At 61.6% G+C, this 16,867-nt stretch carries 16 protein-coding genes and 1 tRNA gene; 5 read left to right on the top strand and 12 right to left on the bottom strand.

From position 1 onward, the window contains the following. Positions 1 to 36: 36 nt before the first annotated feature. Positions 37 to 651, bottom strand: coding sequence for a TetR/AcrR family transcriptional regulator (locus EN807_RS21825; protein WP_135936626.1), 615 nt, complete (start codon positions 649 to 651; stop codon positions 37 to 39). Between the two features lie 100 nt (positions 652 to 751). On the opposite strand from EN807_RS21825, the gene EN807_RS21820 reads away from it, so the two are divergent. Together EN807_RS21820 and EN807_RS21815 are read left to right on the top strand one after the other, a co-directional pair. Further along, positions 752 to 1,498 carry a 3-oxoacyl-ACP reductase family protein gene (locus EN807_RS21820; RefSeq protein WP_135936625.1) on the top strand — a complete coding sequence of 249 codons (747 nt, stop codon included), beginning with the start codon at positions 752 to 754 and terminating at the stop codon, positions 1,496 to 1,498. Between the two features lie 212 nt (positions 1,499 to 1,710). Further along, positions 1,711 to 3,603, top strand: a complete 1,893-nt coding sequence (locus EN807_RS21815; protein ID WP_135936624.1) for a murein L,D-transpeptidase — start codon at positions 1,711 to 1,713, stop codon at positions 3,601 to 3,603. A 5-nt stretch (positions 3,604 to 3,608) separates the two neighbouring features. Here EN807_RS21815 and EN807_RS21810 read toward each other — a convergent pair whose 3' ends face one another. From EN807_RS21810 to EN807_RS21775, 9 genes are all read right to left on the bottom strand, one after another. Further along, positions 3,609 to 4,085, bottom strand: coding sequence for a hypothetical protein (locus EN807_RS21810; RefSeq protein WP_135936623.1), 477 nt, complete (start codon positions 4,083 to 4,085; stop codon positions 3,609 to 3,611). Positions 4,086 to 4,293: 208 nt separating this feature from the next. Further along, positions 4,294 to 4,551, bottom strand: a complete 258-nt coding sequence (locus EN807_RS21805; protein ID WP_127316179.1) for a PepSY domain-containing protein — start codon at positions 4,549 to 4,551, stop codon at positions 4,294 to 4,296. A gap of 114 nt (positions 4,552 to 4,665) precedes the next feature. After that, positions 4,666 to 5,751, bottom strand: coding sequence for a sn-glycerol-3-phosphate ABC transporter ATP-binding protein UgpC (ugpC, locus tag EN807_RS21800; RefSeq protein WP_135936622.1), 1,086 nt, complete (start codon positions 5,749 to 5,751; stop codon positions 4,666 to 4,668). Further along, positions 5,744 to 5,893: a hypothetical protein gene (locus tag EN807_RS35650; RefSeq protein ID WP_156768251.1), complete on the bottom strand. Its 150-nt coding sequence runs from the start codon at positions 5,891 to 5,893 to the stop codon at positions 5,744 to 5,746. Before EN807_RS35650 ends, ugpC begins: the two co-directional genes overlap by 8 nt. A 4-nt stretch (positions 5,894 to 5,897) precedes the next feature. Beyond that, positions 5,898 to 6,773: a carbohydrate ABC transporter permease gene (locus tag EN807_RS21795; protein ID WP_135936621.1), complete on the bottom strand. Its 876-nt coding sequence runs from the start codon at positions 6,771 to 6,773 to the stop codon at positions 5,898 to 5,900. Position 6,774: 1 nt separating this feature from the next. Further along, positions 6,775 to 7,842 (bottom strand): sugar ABC transporter permease, encoded by a 1,068-nt coding sequence (locus EN807_RS21790; RefSeq protein WP_135936620.1) that lies wholly within the window; start codon positions 7,840 to 7,842, stop codon positions 6,775 to 6,777. A 59-nt stretch (positions 7,843 to 7,901) separates the two neighbouring features. Beyond that, positions 7,902 to 9,134 carry a sugar ABC transporter substrate-binding protein gene (locus EN807_RS21785; RefSeq protein ID WP_246684265.1) on the bottom strand — a complete coding sequence of 411 codons (1,233 nt, stop codon included), beginning with the start codon at positions 9,132 to 9,134 and terminating at the stop codon, positions 7,902 to 7,904. Between the two features lie 486 nt (positions 9,135 to 9,620). Then, positions 9,621 to 9,695: transfer RNA gene (locus EN807_RS21780), tRNA-Val, on the bottom strand. 125 nt (positions 9,696 to 9,820) lie between these two features. Beyond that, the gene (locus tag EN807_RS21775) at positions 9,821 to 10,504 is read right to left on the bottom strand and encodes a phosphoglycolate phosphatase (RefSeq protein ID WP_135936618.1); all 684 of its coding nucleotides are present in this window, start codon (positions 10,502 to 10,504) and stop codon (positions 9,821 to 9,823) included. Between the two features lie 150 nt (positions 10,505 to 10,654). Between EN807_RS21775 and rpiA the strand changes: the two genes are divergently transcribed. From rpiA to gor, 3 genes are all read left to right on the top strand, one after another. After that, positions 10,655 to 11,383 (top strand): ribose-5-phosphate isomerase RpiA, encoded by a 729-nt coding sequence (gene rpiA, locus EN807_RS21770; protein WP_127316166.1) that lies wholly within the window; start codon positions 10,655 to 10,657, stop codon positions 11,381 to 11,383. Beyond that, entirely contained in the window at positions 11,370 to 11,939 is a 570-nt protein-coding gene (locus EN807_RS21765) for a DUF2059 domain-containing protein (RefSeq protein WP_135936617.1), read from the top strand. The genes rpiA and EN807_RS21765 overlap by 14 nt, the downstream gene beginning before the upstream one ends. A gap of 152 nt (positions 11,940 to 12,091) precedes the next feature. After that, positions 12,092 to 13,480, top strand: a complete 1,389-nt coding sequence (gene gor, locus EN807_RS21760) for a glutathione-disulfide reductase (protein WP_135936616.1) — start codon at positions 12,092 to 12,094, stop codon at positions 13,478 to 13,480. 155 nt (positions 13,481 to 13,635) lie between these two features. Here gor and EN807_RS21755 read toward each other — a convergent pair whose 3' ends face one another. Next, on the bottom strand, positions 13,636 to 15,522 hold the full coding sequence (locus EN807_RS21755) for an ABC transporter ATP-binding protein/permease (RefSeq protein WP_189522537.1): 1,887 nt from the start codon (positions 15,520 to 15,522) through the stop codon (positions 13,636 to 13,638). 653 nt (positions 15,523 to 16,175) lie between these two features. Next, complete coding sequence (locus EN807_RS21750) at positions 16,176 to 16,856, bottom strand: DsbA family protein (RefSeq protein WP_135936614.1); 681 nt, start codon at positions 16,854 to 16,856, stop codon at positions 16,176 to 16,178. Between the last annotated feature and the right edge of the window lie 11 nt (positions 16,857 to 16,867).

Below are 16,867 nucleotides of genomic sequence, written 5' to 3'. Positions count from 1 at the left end.
CTTCTGTCCGAACGCGAGTTCGGCCGCCATTATTTGTCACACCATGTCCGTGCCAGCCAGGACCTTCCACGCCGCCATAGCCCCGGTCGCCGTCGCCAGAAGGGCGGCACGCGATGCGCCGTCGCGCGCCTGGATCGACATGCCGTGCTGCACCGTCGCATAGAAAGTCGCGGCCGTGCCGCAGTCGAAATTTTCCGGCAATTCGCCTTCCGCCACGCCACGTTCCAGCCGTCTCAGCAAAGCTGCGCGGCTTTCAGCGCGACGGCGGCGCAGGTCATCGCAGATGGCGCCGCGGCTTGAATCCTGGTGCAGCGCGCCGAGTGCGATCAGGCAGCCTTGCGGACGATCGGTCTGCGAATAGGCCTTGGCCGTCTGGCGCAGGAAGCGTTCGACCGCCTGGCGCGCTGTCGGCGCTTTTTCCAGTGCGGACCAGATATCGGTGCCTTCGACCTGCGTGTAGAGCTCGACCGCTTCGAGGAAGAGCGCTTCCTTGCTGCCGAAGGCGGCGTAGAGGCTGGGCGAGTTGATGCCCATCGCCGCGGTCAGCTCGCTCATCGATGCGCCCTCGTAACCCTTTGCCCAAAACACCTCCATTGCACGCCGCAAGGCAGCGGTTCGATCGAAGGTGCGGGGGCGGCCTCGTTCTGGCATGGCATCCTTTCTGTGTTGATTGATACATAAATCTGTTGACGCGCTCGGGCAAGGCTGGCAGACATTTATGTATCGATCATTACAAAAAAAGGAGAAATAAATGTCATCGCAACGCTTGAATGGCAAGGTCGCGCTCGTCACCGGCGGCAGCCGCGGCATCGGCGCAGCGATTGCGCGAAGGCTCGCGGCCGACGGCGCCAGCGTCGCACTCACCTACGTGACCGGTCAGGAGCAGGCCCGTGCTGTCGTCGAGGATATTCAGGCAGCCGGCGGTCGCGCCATTGCCCTCAAGGCCGACAATCGCGACGCCGTCGCAATCCAAGAGGCGGTCAGCGAGGCAGTGAGAGCCTTCGGACGGCTCGACATCCTCGTCAACAGCGCCGGTATCTGGCGCGCCGCGCCGATCGATGAATTGCCGCTCGCCGACTTCGATGAAACCATGGAAGTCAACGTCAGAGCCCCGTTCGTGGCGTCGAAGGCGGCAGCAATGCATATGGGCGAGGGTGGCAGAATCATCTCGATCGGCAGCAATCTGGCGGAGCGTGTCACCGACACCAGCCTCAGCGCCTATTCGGCCAGCAAGGCGGCATTGGTCGGCTTGACCAAGGCATTGGCGCGCGACCTTGGTTCGCGCGGCATCACCGCCAACGTCGTTCATCCGGGCTCGACCGACACCGACATGAACCCGGCAAGTGGCCCTCACGCCGAGCACCAGCGACAGAAGATGGCGACGCCTCGCTTCGGCAAGGCTGAAGAGATCGCCGGCATGGTCGCCTGGCTGGCAGGTCCCGAAGGGCGCTTCGTGACAGGCGCCGCACTGACTATCGACGGCGGCGCCAACGCCTGACCCGTGCACTATTTCCTGGAACCGGCGCGGACCCAATTCGCTTTAGTTGTCACGGTGTTGTGAAACTGTTCTGCAACAGGATAGCCGAAATTTATTGAAGCTTAACGAAATCGGTATGAATCGGTGTGGTTGCGTCTTACATCCGCCGTACGGTGGGCGAGACCGTCAAGCGATGCCGAACGGGAACCGGTTGCAACCGGAGCGGGTGATTCATGAAATTCCTCGGAAACAAAGCAACCGCGATGCCGCTTGCTGCGGTCGCGGCAATGCTGGCCTTCGGTATGCCGCAGGCAGACGCGCAAGGGCTTTTCGAGAGGCTTTTCGGCGGTGGCATCAGGCACTCGCCGCAAGGTGATTTCCCCCCTCCGCCGTCAAGGCAGAAGCCGAAGTACAAGCCAAATGCAACGGCGCCCGCTGCCTCTCGTATCAGCAGTCCGTCCTATTACACCTACAAGAGCGATCCGCTCGTGCGCGTCGACTTCTCTCCGCTGACAGCAACGCCGGAGCCGGCAATGCCGCAGGACGCCGCCTTCCAGCCGTCTTCCGCCACCAGTGCTGCCTTCCGCGAAGCGATTGCCGGACTCGACGACTACGAATTCTACGCTGAGAAGGACATCGCCAAGGCGCTCATCGCCTATTACTCGGCCAATCCAGATTTCATCTGGGTGACGGGAGCCAGTGCCAATAGCCGCGCGCAGGATGCGGTGCGGGTGCTTGGCGAGGCGACGAGCTATGGCCTCACGCCGGCCGACTATACGATTGAAGTGCCTGCCGCCGGCGCATCGACCGGCGGCGCCGCTGCGCGGCTGAAGAGGTTCGCCCGCTTCGAGATGGCACTGTCGGCGCGCGTCTTGCGCTATGTCCATGACGCGCAAAGCGGCCGCGTCGATCCCAATCGCATCACCGGCTATTATGATTTCCCGGCCAAGCCGCTCGACATGGAAGGCGTGCTGAAAACGCTGGCGCGCACCCAGCAAGTGCGCACCTATCTCGAATCACGGCATCCGCAGAACGCGGAATATCAGGCGCTGCGCGTCGAACTGGAATCGCTTCAGGCCAGCGCCGAAGACGAGATCGTCGTTGACCCCAAGCTGTTGCTGAAACCGGGGCAGACCAGCCCCGAACTGCCGAAGCTACTGATCAAGATCGCGCGCAATCTCGACGACGAGATGGGCGGCGCCTATGGCGAGATATTGGCCAGGCTCGGCACCAGCGAGGTCTATGATCCGGAACTGGTGCCGGTTATCAAGGCGGTGCAGAAAAGGGCTGGCATGAAGGGCGACGGCGTCATCGGTCCGCGCACCGTCGCAGCGCTGGTCGGGACGTCCAAGGCCGACAAGATTCAAAAGGTGCAGGTCGCGCTGGAAGAGTTGCGCTGGTTGCCATCCGATCTCGGCAGTCCGCGCGTCTTCATCAACCAGCCGGCCTTTACGGCGAGCTACATCGAAAATGGCGAGGAGAAGCTGAAGACTCGCGCCGTCGTCGGCAAGACCACGAACCAGACTTCTTTCTTCTACGATCAGGTTGAGCAGGTCGACTTCCATCCCTATTGGGGTGTACCGCAGTCGATCCTCGTCAACGAGATGCTGCCTCGGCTGCGCAGGGATCCCGGCTATCTCGACCGCGCCGGCTACGAAGTGGTCAACGCGCGCGGCAAGCGCATTCCCTCCTCCTCGGTCAACTGGGGCGCCTATGGCGCGAAAATACCGTATGGCGTGCGCCAGCTGCCGAGCGAGGCCAATGCGCTGGGCGAACTGAAGATCCTGTTCCCCAATAAGCACGCAATCTACATGCACGATACGCCGCAAAAGTCGTTTTTCCAGCGTGACATGCGCGCGCTCAGTCATGGCTGCGTTCGTCTGCAGGATCCGCGCGGCATGGCGGCGGCCGTGCTCGGCACCTCGGTCGACTATGTCGCGGAGAAGCTGAAGCACGGACATTCGACCGAAAAGGTGGCGCGCACGATCCCGGTCTATGTCGCCTATTTCACAGCCTGGCCTGATAGTTCCGGCAAGGTCGAATATTTCAGCGACGTCTACGACCGCGACACGCGGCTGCAGCAGGCACTCGACAGCACGGAAGCGGTGCGCTCGCCGGCGAGCTGAGGACGCTAACGCAGGGGGAGCGGGCGCCGCAACCCGGCTTCGCGCCCGGCAATCAGCCAGTAGACGAGACCGGCGACGAGGCCGGCGGCGGCGATGATGCCGATATCGGCCCAGCGCTCGGGGCTCAGGTCGCCCGGCGCGCTCGGCCAAATCAGAACGAAGCCGGCAGCCGCTGCTGCGGCGCCGAAGATCATGTGCAGCCAAAAACTGCGCAGCGAAAACAGTTCGGCGATCAGCGCGAAGATCAGCGTCTGCGGACCGGTCAGCACGATCGTCAGGAAATAGATGAACATGCCGAGCGGCGGCACGACCAGCGCCGCGATAGGGGAGACCCCCATGAAATCGAAATACGCCGGTGCATCAGGCAGCGAACTCAATGCACCATAGATCGTTACTACTGCAATCAGCCCGACCAGTACCGCAACGAAATAGCCGGCGAGCATCATCAGAACGCGTTTCGCCACATGCTTTGCCGTCGCCATGCCCACCCCCGTGCGGCTCAATGATTACGCCGCAGTCAGCCATCAAAGCCGCATCGGCGCAAGGGGATGCCGAAAAGGGTGCAGGCCCCGCTCTTGGTGAAGCCACGCCGCCGCCAGTTTTCGAGGGATCGTCGCCAGGCTGCGGTGTAACCTGGTTGCCGGAATTGTTCCGGCCGCACGTATCGCCTGGAGGAAGGGTGGCGGCGATCTATTTCGGCTCGGCTGTCACCGGATCGTAGGTGATTTCGACCTTCGCCTTATCGGTCGTGTAATAGGTGACGGTGTAGGCGCCGCTGTCCCAGCCGACCTCGTCGACGTAGCGAAAGTCGTCGCGCTGCTCAACCTTGGCGATTATTTCCGACAGTTTCCTGGCATTCTGCGGCGGCAACGGGCTGCCGTCTGCGGCAAAGGCCGGTCCGCCGAGAAGGAGGACTACGACACCTGTCGCCAAAACACGTCTGGACATGGCTTTCCCTCACTCTTCAAGGAGTAGAAACTCGCGGCCATGCAGGTTTGTTCCGGGGTTCTGGAATGGACACTCGCGAATCGCGCCGATGCGTCGCGTTGTCCATGCTCACGTTTAGGGCGTCTGCAGCTCACCCTCGTCGGGGAAGAGATGGGCTAAGGCCGTGTCGAACGTGAGCTCCAAGGCGTCACCCGGTTCAAAGATCTTGTCTTCATCGAAGGCTGCAATGAGCTCGTGATCGTCGCGAAGTGTCAGGTCCACGACCGTCTCGCTGCCCAACCGCTCGGTATGTGCCACGATGCCATGCAGCATGCCTTCTCCAGGCTGCGCCGCCCGGAGGTACTGCGGACGGATACCCAGGATGGCCTTGCCGTCTTTCCGGAAGGAGCGCCTTCTGGTCGCTACCCTGATCGGCTCCAGGGATTGATTGCCAACCGTTGCCGCTTCGCCATCGAGGTCGAGGACGTCGACGTTCAGGAAATTCATCGACGGGGCTCCTAGAAAGCCGGCGACGAACCTGTTGGCCGGCTCGTGATAGAGTTCCATCGGCGCTCCTATCTGCATGACTTGACCATCCTTGAGGACGACGATCCTGTCAGCCAGCGTCATCGCCTCGACCTGGTCATGGGTGACATAGATCATCGTTGTTCCGAGTTGCCTGCGCAGCCGGCCGATTTCCATACGCATATCCATGCGCAGCGCGGCGTCGAGGTTGGAGAGCGGCTCGTCAAACAGGAATACGGAAGGTTTCCGAGTGATTGCGCGCCCGATAGCGACTCGCTGGCGCTGGCCGCCCGAAAGCTGACTTGGGCGGCGGTCGAGCAAATGTTCCATTTGCAGGATGCGTGCGGCCTCGGCCACCTTCTGCTCCTTTTCCTGCTTGGGAGCGCCCGCGATCGTAAGGCCGAACGCGATATTCTCGCGCACCGTCATGTGCGGAAAGATGGCATAGCTCTGGAACACCATCGCAACACCGCGTTCCTTGGGCGGGAGTTCGTTGACCACCCGGCCTCCGATCTCGAGGATGCCTTCGGTTATGTCCTCGAGTCCGGCGATCACCCGCAGCAAGGTGGACTTCCCGCAGCCTGACGGTCCGACAAAGACGACGAACTCGCCATCGTTGATGTGGATATCGACGCCTTTGATGACGTCGACCCGACCATAGGATTTCTTGACGGCCTTGAGCGAGACCTCAGCCATAAGCGATGGCTCCCTGGTTCATGTGCGGCAATTCGGGGTCACCGATCGATTGGTCGGCCTTGAGGAAGTAGCCGTGCCCGCGCTTGCCGTCATGGGCATACCAGTCGTCCCAGATCCACTGGCGCTTGAGCGCGAGAACCATGCATTCAGCCCTTCACACCGGTCGAGGCGATCGATGCGATGAAGGCGCGCTGCAGGAAGAGGTAGAAGATCAGCACCGGGACAGTGATAAGGGTGAGATAAGCCATGACTTCGCCCCAGGCGACGTTGAGTTGAAAGAAGTAGCCGAGACCGACCATGACCGGGCGGTAGTTTTCCTGCTGCACGACGACGAGCGGCCAGAGATATTGGTTGTACATGACGAGGAACTTCAGGATGGCGGCAGTCGCCAGAACCGGCCCTGAAAGCGGCATGACAACGCGATAGTAGACCTGCCACCAGCTCGCGCCCTCCGCCCGGCTTGCCTCGATCAGCTCGCCCGGCAGTCCTTTGAAATACTGCACGAACAGGAAGATCGTCAGCCCATCGGCGATCCAGGGGATGATCTGTACCCTGTAGGTGTTGAGCCAGCCCCAGTGCAGCCCATCAAGCCCGATCCAGGGCAGTTTAGAGACCAGGAGCAGGAGCGGGATAGCGATGGTCTCGAAAGGGATGATCAGCGTGGCGATGACGATCGAGAGCACCACGTCGCGCCCCTTCCACCGCAGGAAAACGAAGGAGAATGCGGCCAGCGAACAGATCAACAACGAGAGAAGGACGGTCGTCCCGGTGACCAGAACCGAGTTTAGGACGAACAGGCCGACAGGCGCCCGCCGGAACGCTCCGAAATAGTTGTTGAAGCTGATGTCCCCGACGGGCAGGAAAGCACGCAGGCTGGAGGTGTCCGCGAGGAGCTGACTGTCGGGCTTGAAGCTCGAGTTGATCATGAACACGAGCGGAAAGATGAAGATCAAGGCAATCAGGCACAGCACCAGATAGCGGACGAAGAGCCTCAGGCCGTAGTTGTCAGGATTGAGGGCCATCTTAACGCTCCCGTGTCAGCCAGCGCTGAGTGAGTGAGATCGCCAGCACGATCGCGAACAGGATGACCGAGATGGTCGAGCCGCCCGAGATGTCCTGCTTGCCATAGCCGCGCTCGACTGCCTGGAAGACGAGGGTCTGGGTGCTGTCGAGCGGACCGCCATTGGTCATCACGTCGATCTGGGCGAAGAGGGCGAAGCCCTGCATGGTGATCACGACAAGGACGAGCACGGCGGTATTGCGCAGGCCCGGCCAGGTGACATAGCGGAAAGTCTGCCATTTCGAAGCACCCTCGATCGCGGCGGCCTCATAGAGCGTGGGACTGATCATCTGCAACCCGGCTAGCCAGATGACCATGTGGAAGCCGACGGCCTGCCAGATCGACATGGCCATGATCGCGGGCAGCGCGGTCGAGGGGTTGCCCAGCCAGTCGACGGGCTGGAAGAGGCCGAAGGTGAGCCCCTGGAGGATGCTGTTCAACAGCCCGTTCTGGCCGTCATAGATGAACCGCCAGAGGAGCGAGACCACGACGATGGAGACCACCACCGGCATGAAGTAGATGGTCCGGAATATGTTGATGCCCCTTAGCTTCTGGTTGATGAGCAAAGCAAGCATCAGCGCGAGGCCGCCCTGCACCGGCGCCACGACTAGGACGAACAGGAAGGTGTTTACCAGCGCCTTCATGAACACAACGTCGCTGGCGATGACAACCATGACGTTCTCGCCGGACTGCCAGCGGAACCATTCGCGCATGCCGCGATACTGGGGATAGGCCTCGCTACGGGTGATCTCACGCAGGCGGGGATACTGGATTTCGCCGGCCTCGTTTCGGACCACTTTGCCAGCATCGTCGCGCTCTGGCTCGAGCGTCACCACCCCAAGGCCGAGGAGCTGACGATAATTTTCCAACCCGACGAACTGGGTGGCATTCGGTGACAGCAGCCGCTGATTTGTCAATGAGAGACCGATCGCGAAGAAAAACGGCAGGACGATGAACGTGACGATGAGTGCGAAACCCGGCAGGGCGAATGTCCAGCCCGTCCGGTTCGACAGGGTTAGTTTCGATGCCATATGAATATCCGCCAGAAAGCGTGGAGTCCGCGGCTGGCGGGGACCCCGGCGCGACAGAACTACCGGTGACCGTAGCCGCCGTTGCTTTCGATGTCGGCATCGATCTCGTCGACCGCCGCATCAAGCGTGTCGGCCACATCGGCGCCATTGGCGATGTCGGCCAGTGCCTTGGTGAAGACCTTGGCCTGGACCACGTAGCCCGGGGTGACCGGGCGCACCAGAGCTTGTGCTTTCGAGAGGTCGAAGAACACCGCGAGCGGGCCGCCGTCCTTGTAGTTCTTCGTCATCTGTGCCGCCGAGGGCGTGGGCGGGATCAGGCCGATGCCGTCGGAGAAGGCGGCCAGGTACTTGTCCTGCGCGGCGAACTTGATGAACTCGACAGCACCTTCCGGATGCTTGGACTTGGCCGAGACGCCGAACTGCCAGGAGCCCGCGCCGATCTTGTTGCCCGCGCCGAAATCGGGGGCTGGAAGGAAGACAACGTCATCCACGGTTTCCATCGTCGCCACCGCGCGCCAGTTGCCGTTCCACTGGAAGGCGAACTTGCCGTCGATGAAGCCGGTCTGCTGATCGGCGGGGTCCTCGCTGGTGCCAGGCGCATAGCCTCCGGTAAACAGCGATTGCCACCACTTGCCAAAGGCCTGCGCAGCCTCGCCGTTCAGCGCGCCTTCCGCGGTCTTGTAGGTCGAACGGTCGACAATGTCTCCGCCGAAGCTCTGCAGGAACGGCGAGAAGGCATAGGAGTACCACTCGGCTTGGTCGTTCATGCCGAGATCAAGGGCGAATTCATATTTGCCGGAGGCCTTGGCGGCATCAAGCGCGGCCATGAATTCCTCTCTCGACCAGGGCTTGTCGAGGCTCGGGGTGCGCAGGCCCAGCTCGTCCAGCGTCGATTGGCGTGCAAAAAGCGCCACCGCCGCGTCCCACAGACCGACCGAATAGAGCTTGCCGTCCCACACGCCTTTGGTGCCGGGCAGGAAGTCGGCGAACTCGCTCTCGTCGATCGGCAGCGGCTGCAGATAGCCGGCCCAGGCCCAATTGGGCATGACGGGCCCGTCCACATCCAAGATGTCGGGCAGGTTGCCCGCCAGGGCCGCCGCCGCGACGGAATCGTTGTAGCTCTTCTCTGGGAAGCTCTCGATGGTCACCGCCCAATCGGACTGGCTGGCGTTGAAGTCGGAGACGATCTGGTTGAGGGTTCGCGACTCCACCTCGTTGCCGGCGCCGTGATACCACATGGTCAACTTCGTCTGCGCCAGCGCGGGCGCACACAGACAGGTCGACGCGATCACTACACCGGTCAGGTGTTTTGTCAGTTTCATCGGTTGTTCCTCCCTTTTGACTTAAGGACGCTGGCTGGATCCAAGCTCATCCCGAAGGCCGCCAGGACAGCGGGCCGGGAAGCCAGCGCTCGGTATTCGGGTCGGCCGCTACGGGCCCTTGATGGGGTCCAGCAATGTTCGCGGAAGCCAGACGCATTTGCAATGCGCAGTTTCACCTGGTCGGAGCAGGAGGTCGACGGCGATTTCCCCTCGTCAGTTCCCCGGGGCCACTGAGATAGCAGCTCACCTAGGACGATTTTATCGTCCGTCAACTTTCTCCCGGCCGCGTTCAATGTGCAGCTTGAGCGATTCCGAGGGTAGACAGCGCTTAGCGATGTGTACCCAGCTGCCTGGCGAATCGCATGAACCGGGTCATGGCAAACCTGGCGATGAGGCGGAAGTTCGAAGCGTAGGCGGCTGCGAAGCGGATGGTAGCTTTGTACCGGAAGCGGGTATTGGTGGGCGATGCAGGGATTGAACCTGCGACCCCACCCGTGTGAAGGGTGTGCTCTCCCGCTGAGCTAATCGCCCGCTCTTTGCCCGAAGGCCAAGCGCGCCGCGATATAAGGGGGGCCGGCCGGGGAAGTCAAGGCGATGCCCTCGCGTTCCGACGAAGACCGAATGCAATCCCGCCGGGAGCGAACCGGTCGCCTCGCTCAGTGCCCCCCAGCGGCAATCAGGCGTTCGGCCAGACCAAGCGTCAGTGCGTCGAAGTGCGAGATCACCGCCGACGGTTCGAATTCGCGCACATGGCGGTCGGTGTAGCCGAAATCGACCGCGACCACGGGAATGCCGGCGGCTTTCGCCGTATCGATGTCGGTCTGCGAATCACCGACCATCAGCGCGCGGTGCGGATCGCCGCCGGCCAGCACGATGGTTTCGGTCAGATGGCGCGGATCGGGCTTGCGGAACGCAAACGTGTCCTGGCCGCAAATCGCCGCGAAATGCTTCGCCAGGCCGAGCGCCTCGATCAGCGCCACCGAGTTGGCTGCGTATTTGTTCGTGCAGACGGCCAGGAGATAACCGGCTGCTTCGAATCGGGCGATCGTCTCGACGACGCCGGGGTAGGGGCGCGATTTACCCGGGATGTTGTCGGTGTAATGATCGAGAAACAGTTTCAGCAAGCGATCATGCTCCTGGCTTTCAAGCAATCTCTGCTGGGCGGCATGCGCGCGCTCGATCATCACTCGTCCACCATGGCCGACGAAGCGCTTGAAGCCGGCCTCATCGACGGCTGCGAGTTCGCTGGCGGCAAGGCTGTGGTTGAGGCTGTCGAGCAGGTCCGGCGCTGTATCGATCAGCGTCCCGTCGAGGTCGAACACGATGATCGGTCGGGTCATGGCCTGTCCTGTGACGATTACGCTGCCGGCAGGCGATAGCCGCTGCAGCCCATCCAGGCAAGCAGTGCTTGGTCAATCCACAGGGCAAAGTCTTTGACCGGACGTGCAAAGATGCTAGGAGCGCCGAAACAAGCGAAATCCGGGGCAGGCATGGATGCGAGGCAACTGAAGGTCGAGGCCGCGCGGGCGGCACTTGCCCATGTGACTGATGGCATGCGGCTCGGCATCGGCACCGGCTCGACGGCCGAGGAGTTCGTTCGGCTGCTTGCCGAGAAGGTCGCCACCGGCCTCACCATTATCGGCGTGCCGACCTCGGAGCGCACCGCCATCCTTTGCGGCGAGCTTGGCGTGCCGCTGTCGACGCTGGAGGAAACGCCCGAACTCGACCTTACGGTCGACGGCGCCGACGAGATCGATCCGGCGCTGACACTGATCAAGGGCGGCGGCGGTGCGCTGCTGCGCGAAAAGATTGTAGCGGCGGCTTCCGCCCGGATGATCGTCATTGCCGACCGTTCGAAAATGGTCGAGACGCTCGGCCGTTTTCCACTGCCCATCGAGGTCAACCCGTTCGGCCTGCGTGCCACGGAAATCGCGGTCGCCGCGGCGGCCGGAAGGCTCGGCCTTTCCGGTCCCGTCACATTGAGGATGACGGGGAGCCAGCCTTTTGTTACAGACGGCGGCCATTTTATCCTCGATGCATCTTTTGGCCGCATTCCGGATACAAGAGCGCTTTCGAATGCTCTCCATGCTATTCCTGGCGTGGTCGAGCATGGTCTTTTCATCGGGCTGGCATCAGCGGCCATCATAGCCGGCGATGGCATCCAAACCGTCCATGCCGCCCGAAAACCAGGGAGTTCTACCGATCATGACGTTGCATAACCGGGTTCGCCGTTTTTCTGCCGTTCTGGCAGCTTCAGCCGTCTTTGCGTTATCATCGCCGGCGTTCTCGCAGGACGTCACCGACGGGCATCTGAAGGCGGCCCGCGCCGCGGTCGCGGCGATCCACGCGACGGACCCGTTCGACAACATCCTGCCGCAGGCCGCCGCCGCGCTTCAGCAGCAGCTTATCCAGAAGAACCCGGACATGCAGGAGCTGATCGGCAGGACGGTCAGCGAAAAGGCTCTGGCGCTGGCCTCGCGCCGCGCTGATCTCGAGAAGGAAGCAGCCATGGCCTATGCCAAGGTTTTTTCCGAAAAAGAGCTTATCGAAATCGCCGCTTTCTACAATTCCGACTCCGGCAAGAAGCTGCTCGACAGCGGCCCGGCCGTGACGCGTGACCTGCTAAAGGCCGCCGACATCTGGCAGAACGGCGTCGCTCGCGATCTCGCACAACAGGTCGGCGAAACTCTGGCCGCGGCAGCGAAGGCTGCAGCGCCGGCGGCACCGGCGAATGCCGCGGCTCCTACGGCTGGTACGGAAGCACCGAAGAACTGAGCATATTGTCCGGCGGCGTTATCGCTGCCGGACCGGAAAGCCCGGCCTCCATTGCGCGTCCGACAGCATGCGCGGCGCGACGGTCCGCGCTTTTCTTTTGGTGGTTTGCAACCTACCTGTCTCAAACATTTTGAAGGGCAAGGAGCCGCACCATGGCCGTCTATGACTACGATCTTTTCGTCATCGGCGGCGGCTCCGGCGGGGTGAGGGCGGCGCGCGTGGCGGCGGCACTCGGCAAGCGCGTCGGCATTGCCGAGGAATACCGCTATGGCGGCACCTGCGTCATTCGCGGCTGCGTGCCGAAGAAGCTCTATGTCTATGCCTCGCAATTTCCCGAACATTTTGCCGACGCCGCAGGTTATGGCTGGACCGTGACGCAGGCGAACTTCGACTGGCAGACATTGGTTGCCAACAAGGATCGCGAGATCAGCCGGCTGGAAGCCATCTACAGGAAGAATGTCCAAGGTGCCGGCGGCGAGACGTTTCAGTCGCGCGCCATGCTGGTCGATCCGCATGTGGTGCACCTTCTCGGCGACGACCGCACCATCACCGCCGACCAGATTCTTATCGCCACCGGCGGCCGCCCAGCGCCGCACCCGGCTCTGCCCGGCCACGAGCACTGCATCTTTTCCAACGAAGCCTTCGACCTCAAGGAATTACCGAAGGCGATCATGATCGAGGGCGGCGGCTATATTGCCGTCGAATTCGCCAACATCTTTCACGGCCTCGGCGTCGACACAACGCTGGTCTATCGCGGCAAGGAGATCCTCTCCCGCTTCGATATGGATCTCAGGCGCATGCTGCACGAGACGATGGAAAAGAAGGGGATAAAAATCCTCTGCCATGCCGTATCCGAATGGATCAGGAAGCGCCCAGACGGACGCCTCGACGCTGTCGTCACTGGCGGCAAGATACTGGCGGTCGATCAGGTCATGCTCGCCATCGGGCGTCTCCCCAATACCGAAAACATGGGTCTTGAGGGCGTCGGCATCGAGATGACCAAGACCGGCGCTATCAATGTCGACCAATATTCGCGTACAAACATCGACAACATCTGGGCGATCGGCGACGTCACCAACCGCGTGCAATTGACGCCGGTGGCGATCCACGAGGCGATGTGTTTCGTCGAGACCGCCTTCAAGGGCAACCCGACCGCGCCCGACCATGATACGATCGCCACCGCGGTCTTTTCGCAGCCCGAGATCGGCACGGTCGGCCTGTCGGAAGATGAGGCGATAAAGCGTTTTTCCGACGTTGAGATCTACCGCGCCACCTTCCGGCCGATGCGGCACACACTGTCCGGGCGCGACGAAAAGATGCTGATTAAGCTGGTGGTCGACGGCACCTCGAAAAAAGTGCTCGGTGCCCATATCCTCGGGCCGGATGCCGGCGAGATGGCGCAGCTGCTCGGCATTCCGCTGAAGGCGGGTCTGACCAAGGATGATTTCGATCGCACGATGGCTGTGCATCCGACCGCGGCGGAAGAACTCGTCACCATGTACAAGCCGACCTACCGGGTGAAGGACGGCGAGCGCGTCTGACGTTTTGCTTTCGCCCGGACGGAACGGCCGTCGATGTCCTTAAGCTCCTTGAAACACTGCTAACCGGGGCGAGCCGGTGATCCGCCCGGGCACTGCCGGCTGCAGCGGGCAGGGCAGGATCACCAGCGACACTGGGCAGCGAAGTTGTGTCGCCGCTATTTCTGCCTCATGCGGCGAGGGAAGCGCAGCCATCTTTCCTCGACCGGCCTTGGGTGCTCGAGGATGGTGGTGAGCTCGACCGGCAGGCTCGGCGCCAACGGCTTTTTGGTCGCGACGCCATCGGCGATGGCAACGATGCTGTGGTAGAATTCGGCGCCTGAAAGCGACCTTGGCGGCACGGCCTCGTGCATGATCGAAATCACCGTGACGTCTGGACAATTGTCCTTGATCGCTTGATGGAAGGCGATCTTCCCTTCGGGGTCGAGCGCGCCGGTCGCTTCGTCGAGAAACAGCAGCCCCGGCTGCTGCAGAACGATGCGAGCGACAACCAGCTTCTGTTTCTGGCCGCCCGAAAGCACCTGGTCCCAGTTCATTCCCTCGCGGCTTTCATCGGCCATGTGTTCGATGAAATCGCCAAGGCCCGCTCTGTGCAAAGCCGATGCAACCTGCGTGTCGGTGTAATCGCGCTCTGAGCCGGGCAGGCAGACCAGTTGCTTCAGCGAGACCTGCTGCAGCTTTACTTCCTGGGCGGCATAGAAACTTTCGACTCCTTCCGGGAAGACGATGGTCCCGCGGCCATAGGGCCACAAGCCGTTGATTGCCTTGATCAGCGATGTCTTGCCGCAACCCGATTCGCCCTTCAGGAACGTCCACTCACCGCGTCGGAAGCGCAGATTCGCAGCGCTCAGGAACGGCGTGGCGTCCTCGCCCTGATGGCTCAGCTCGAGCTTCTGTATGGTCAAGCCGAAAACCGGGTTCTGGCGATCGTAGCGGAAATCGGAGCAGCCGGTGAGACTGTAGAATTCCTGCGGGCGCTGGACGTTTTCGATCGCGTTGGCGAGTTCGGTGACGCGTTGGCTGTTGGCCCGCAGCGCCGCGATGGAAGGCATGACGTGGATGAACCACGAACATTGACTGATCAGCGAGTTGACCATCTCGGAGCCGGTTATATAGCCCTTGAGATCGAAACGGTTGTGGATGTAGGGCACGAGGCCCGGCCCGTACGCGACAATGCGGGCGCCGATGAAATTGTAGACCAGCTCGAACGAACGGTAGCCGGTGTTGACAATGTTCAGCCGTGCCCAGGTGCTGTCGATATCGACATAAAGCCGGTCGTGCATCGTCTTTTGCACGTTCTCGCCCTGTGAGGCGGCGACGTGGAAACTGCGACGCAGGAACGTCGTCAGCTCGCCGCGATAACTGCCTTCGGACTGCTGCATCCGGATGTTGAGCCGCTCCAGCAGTCTGCCGAGCTTCACCGCGATCCAGGTGTTCAGCGGCACGTATATGGCGACCGCCAGGAAAGCCAGGACCGCGCTGCCATAGCTGCCGAGGAACTCCAGCCCTTTCACCTCCGCCGAGGTTTCAAGTAGTTTCCGGCCGACGAAATAAAGCGATGTGGCGACAGCCATGACCCCCATAGCGAGGCCGATGGCTCCGCCGGTCATGTCCTTGATCGATTCCTGGACGCGCTGGTCGATGTTGTCGGGAGCGGCGGCGCCGGAGGAACCATGCTGGGCATGGAAATGCGTGTGATTGCTGTCGAGAAGCGCTTCGTTGAAACGGCTGTCCAGCCAACCTCGCCATTTGCGATGCAGCGTTGCGGAAACAAAGGTGCGGATGCCGGTAAAGCCCGCGTCCTTGAGCACGACCAGAAGGATGAGCATGCCGGCATTGGTGAGCAGCGATGCGAGCGGCGTGGTGTTCGCGGCATCGTGGTAAAAGGCGATCGAGTTGACCAGTTCCCCGGATGCTTCGGCGAACCAGACGCCGGCTTTGCTGGAGAGCGCAGTAAACAGCGCTATGACCAGCGTCAGCGTCCAGGCCTCCACCCAGCGGTCCGAGAACCAGTAGGCCCGCATCAGTCCCCAGAAGCTGCGCATCGAGGAAACCGGTGTCAGGAGCGGCGGCCTTGCGGCACCGCGGAGCCATTTTTCCGATATTGAATGTCGCTCTGGTCCACCGACCCGAATCACTATCCCGCCCAAACCTCTTTTAGTTTTGTTACAGACAGTAACACCAATTGATCATTTTCCATTATCTTTTCTCGGTCTGCGGGGATTGATCCGCTCACCGTTGCCATCAAGCAACAGAATTCCGGACTGAAATGCCATGCCGTGTCGTTCCCGAAGGAAATTATGCTCGTAAATTCAATGGGTTGCTGAGCCACGCATGCCATGGCCGGCATCTTCCCTTAGGGAAGCTCTTTCCACAGTTTTGTGAAGGAGGGAGCGTGGTCGATCAGCCGATTTTTATGCTGCGGAAGACGGATGCGCGCAAAAAAGTGCCGTCTGCAACACGTCTTTGTTGCCATGTCGGACCTGGCGGCGCCCGGAAAGTAACCGGAATCGCGTTGGCTGCAGCGCAATACATCGATGCCCCAAGCTTGCCTACGGAACAGCTGCAGCAAGGAGTCGCTATCTTGCAAGCCGCAAGCCGCCAATCAAGGGAAAGTCGTCAATCAAGGAATTGACCCGCACCAGCAGCAAATGATTTTTCGTCAGTCACGCCAAGGTAACGGTGGAATAGCGTCTATTCAGTTCGCTTTCTCGAACTCGCCCCGCGCCTTGGCCGCAGCAACCTGGCGAATGGCGTCGGTGAGCGTGTCGGCGTCCTGCGCGCCCATCACCGCGTACTTGCCCTCAAGCAGGAAGCACGGCACGCCCGTGATACCCATGCGCGAAGCGGTGGCGATTTCGGTGCGCACTGCCTCGACATCGGCGTCCGTCGGCAAAAGCGTCTCGACCACGGATGCATCCATGCCGGCCTCGCGGGCGGCGTTGATCAGCACGACATGATCGCCGAGATTGGCGCCTTCCTCGAAACTCAACTGGAACAGGCGTCGCACCAGCCGGTTCTGCACGACCTCGCCGGCGGTACCAGCCCAGCGGATGACGCGGTGCGCGTCAAGCGTGTTGGACGCGACCTTGATGGCGGCGAAGGCGAAATTGATCCCTTCGGCCTCGCCCAGTGGCTCGATGCGGGCGTGGATCTCGCGGATGCGTTCGTCGCTGCCAAATTTGGCCACCAGGTAGTCGCGGCGATCTTTGCCTTCGGGCGGGATGGTTGGGTCGAGCTGGAACGGCCGCCAGCGAATGTGCACCTCGACATCGGTTGCCGCGGCGATCGCCTTGTCGAGCCGCTTCTGGCCGATGAAGCACCAGGGGCAGACAACGTCGGAGACCACATCGACGGTAATCGACATCTTGTCGCTCATCTTGATCTCCT

It is taken from the genome of Mesorhizobium sp. M5C.F.Ca.ET.164.01.1.1, from assembly GCF_004792125.1.
Lineage (GTDB): Bacteria > Pseudomonadota > Alphaproteobacteria > Rhizobiales > Rhizobiaceae > Mesorhizobium > Mesorhizobium wenxiniae.
This window is presented reverse-complemented; position numbering and strand designations above follow the sequence as displayed.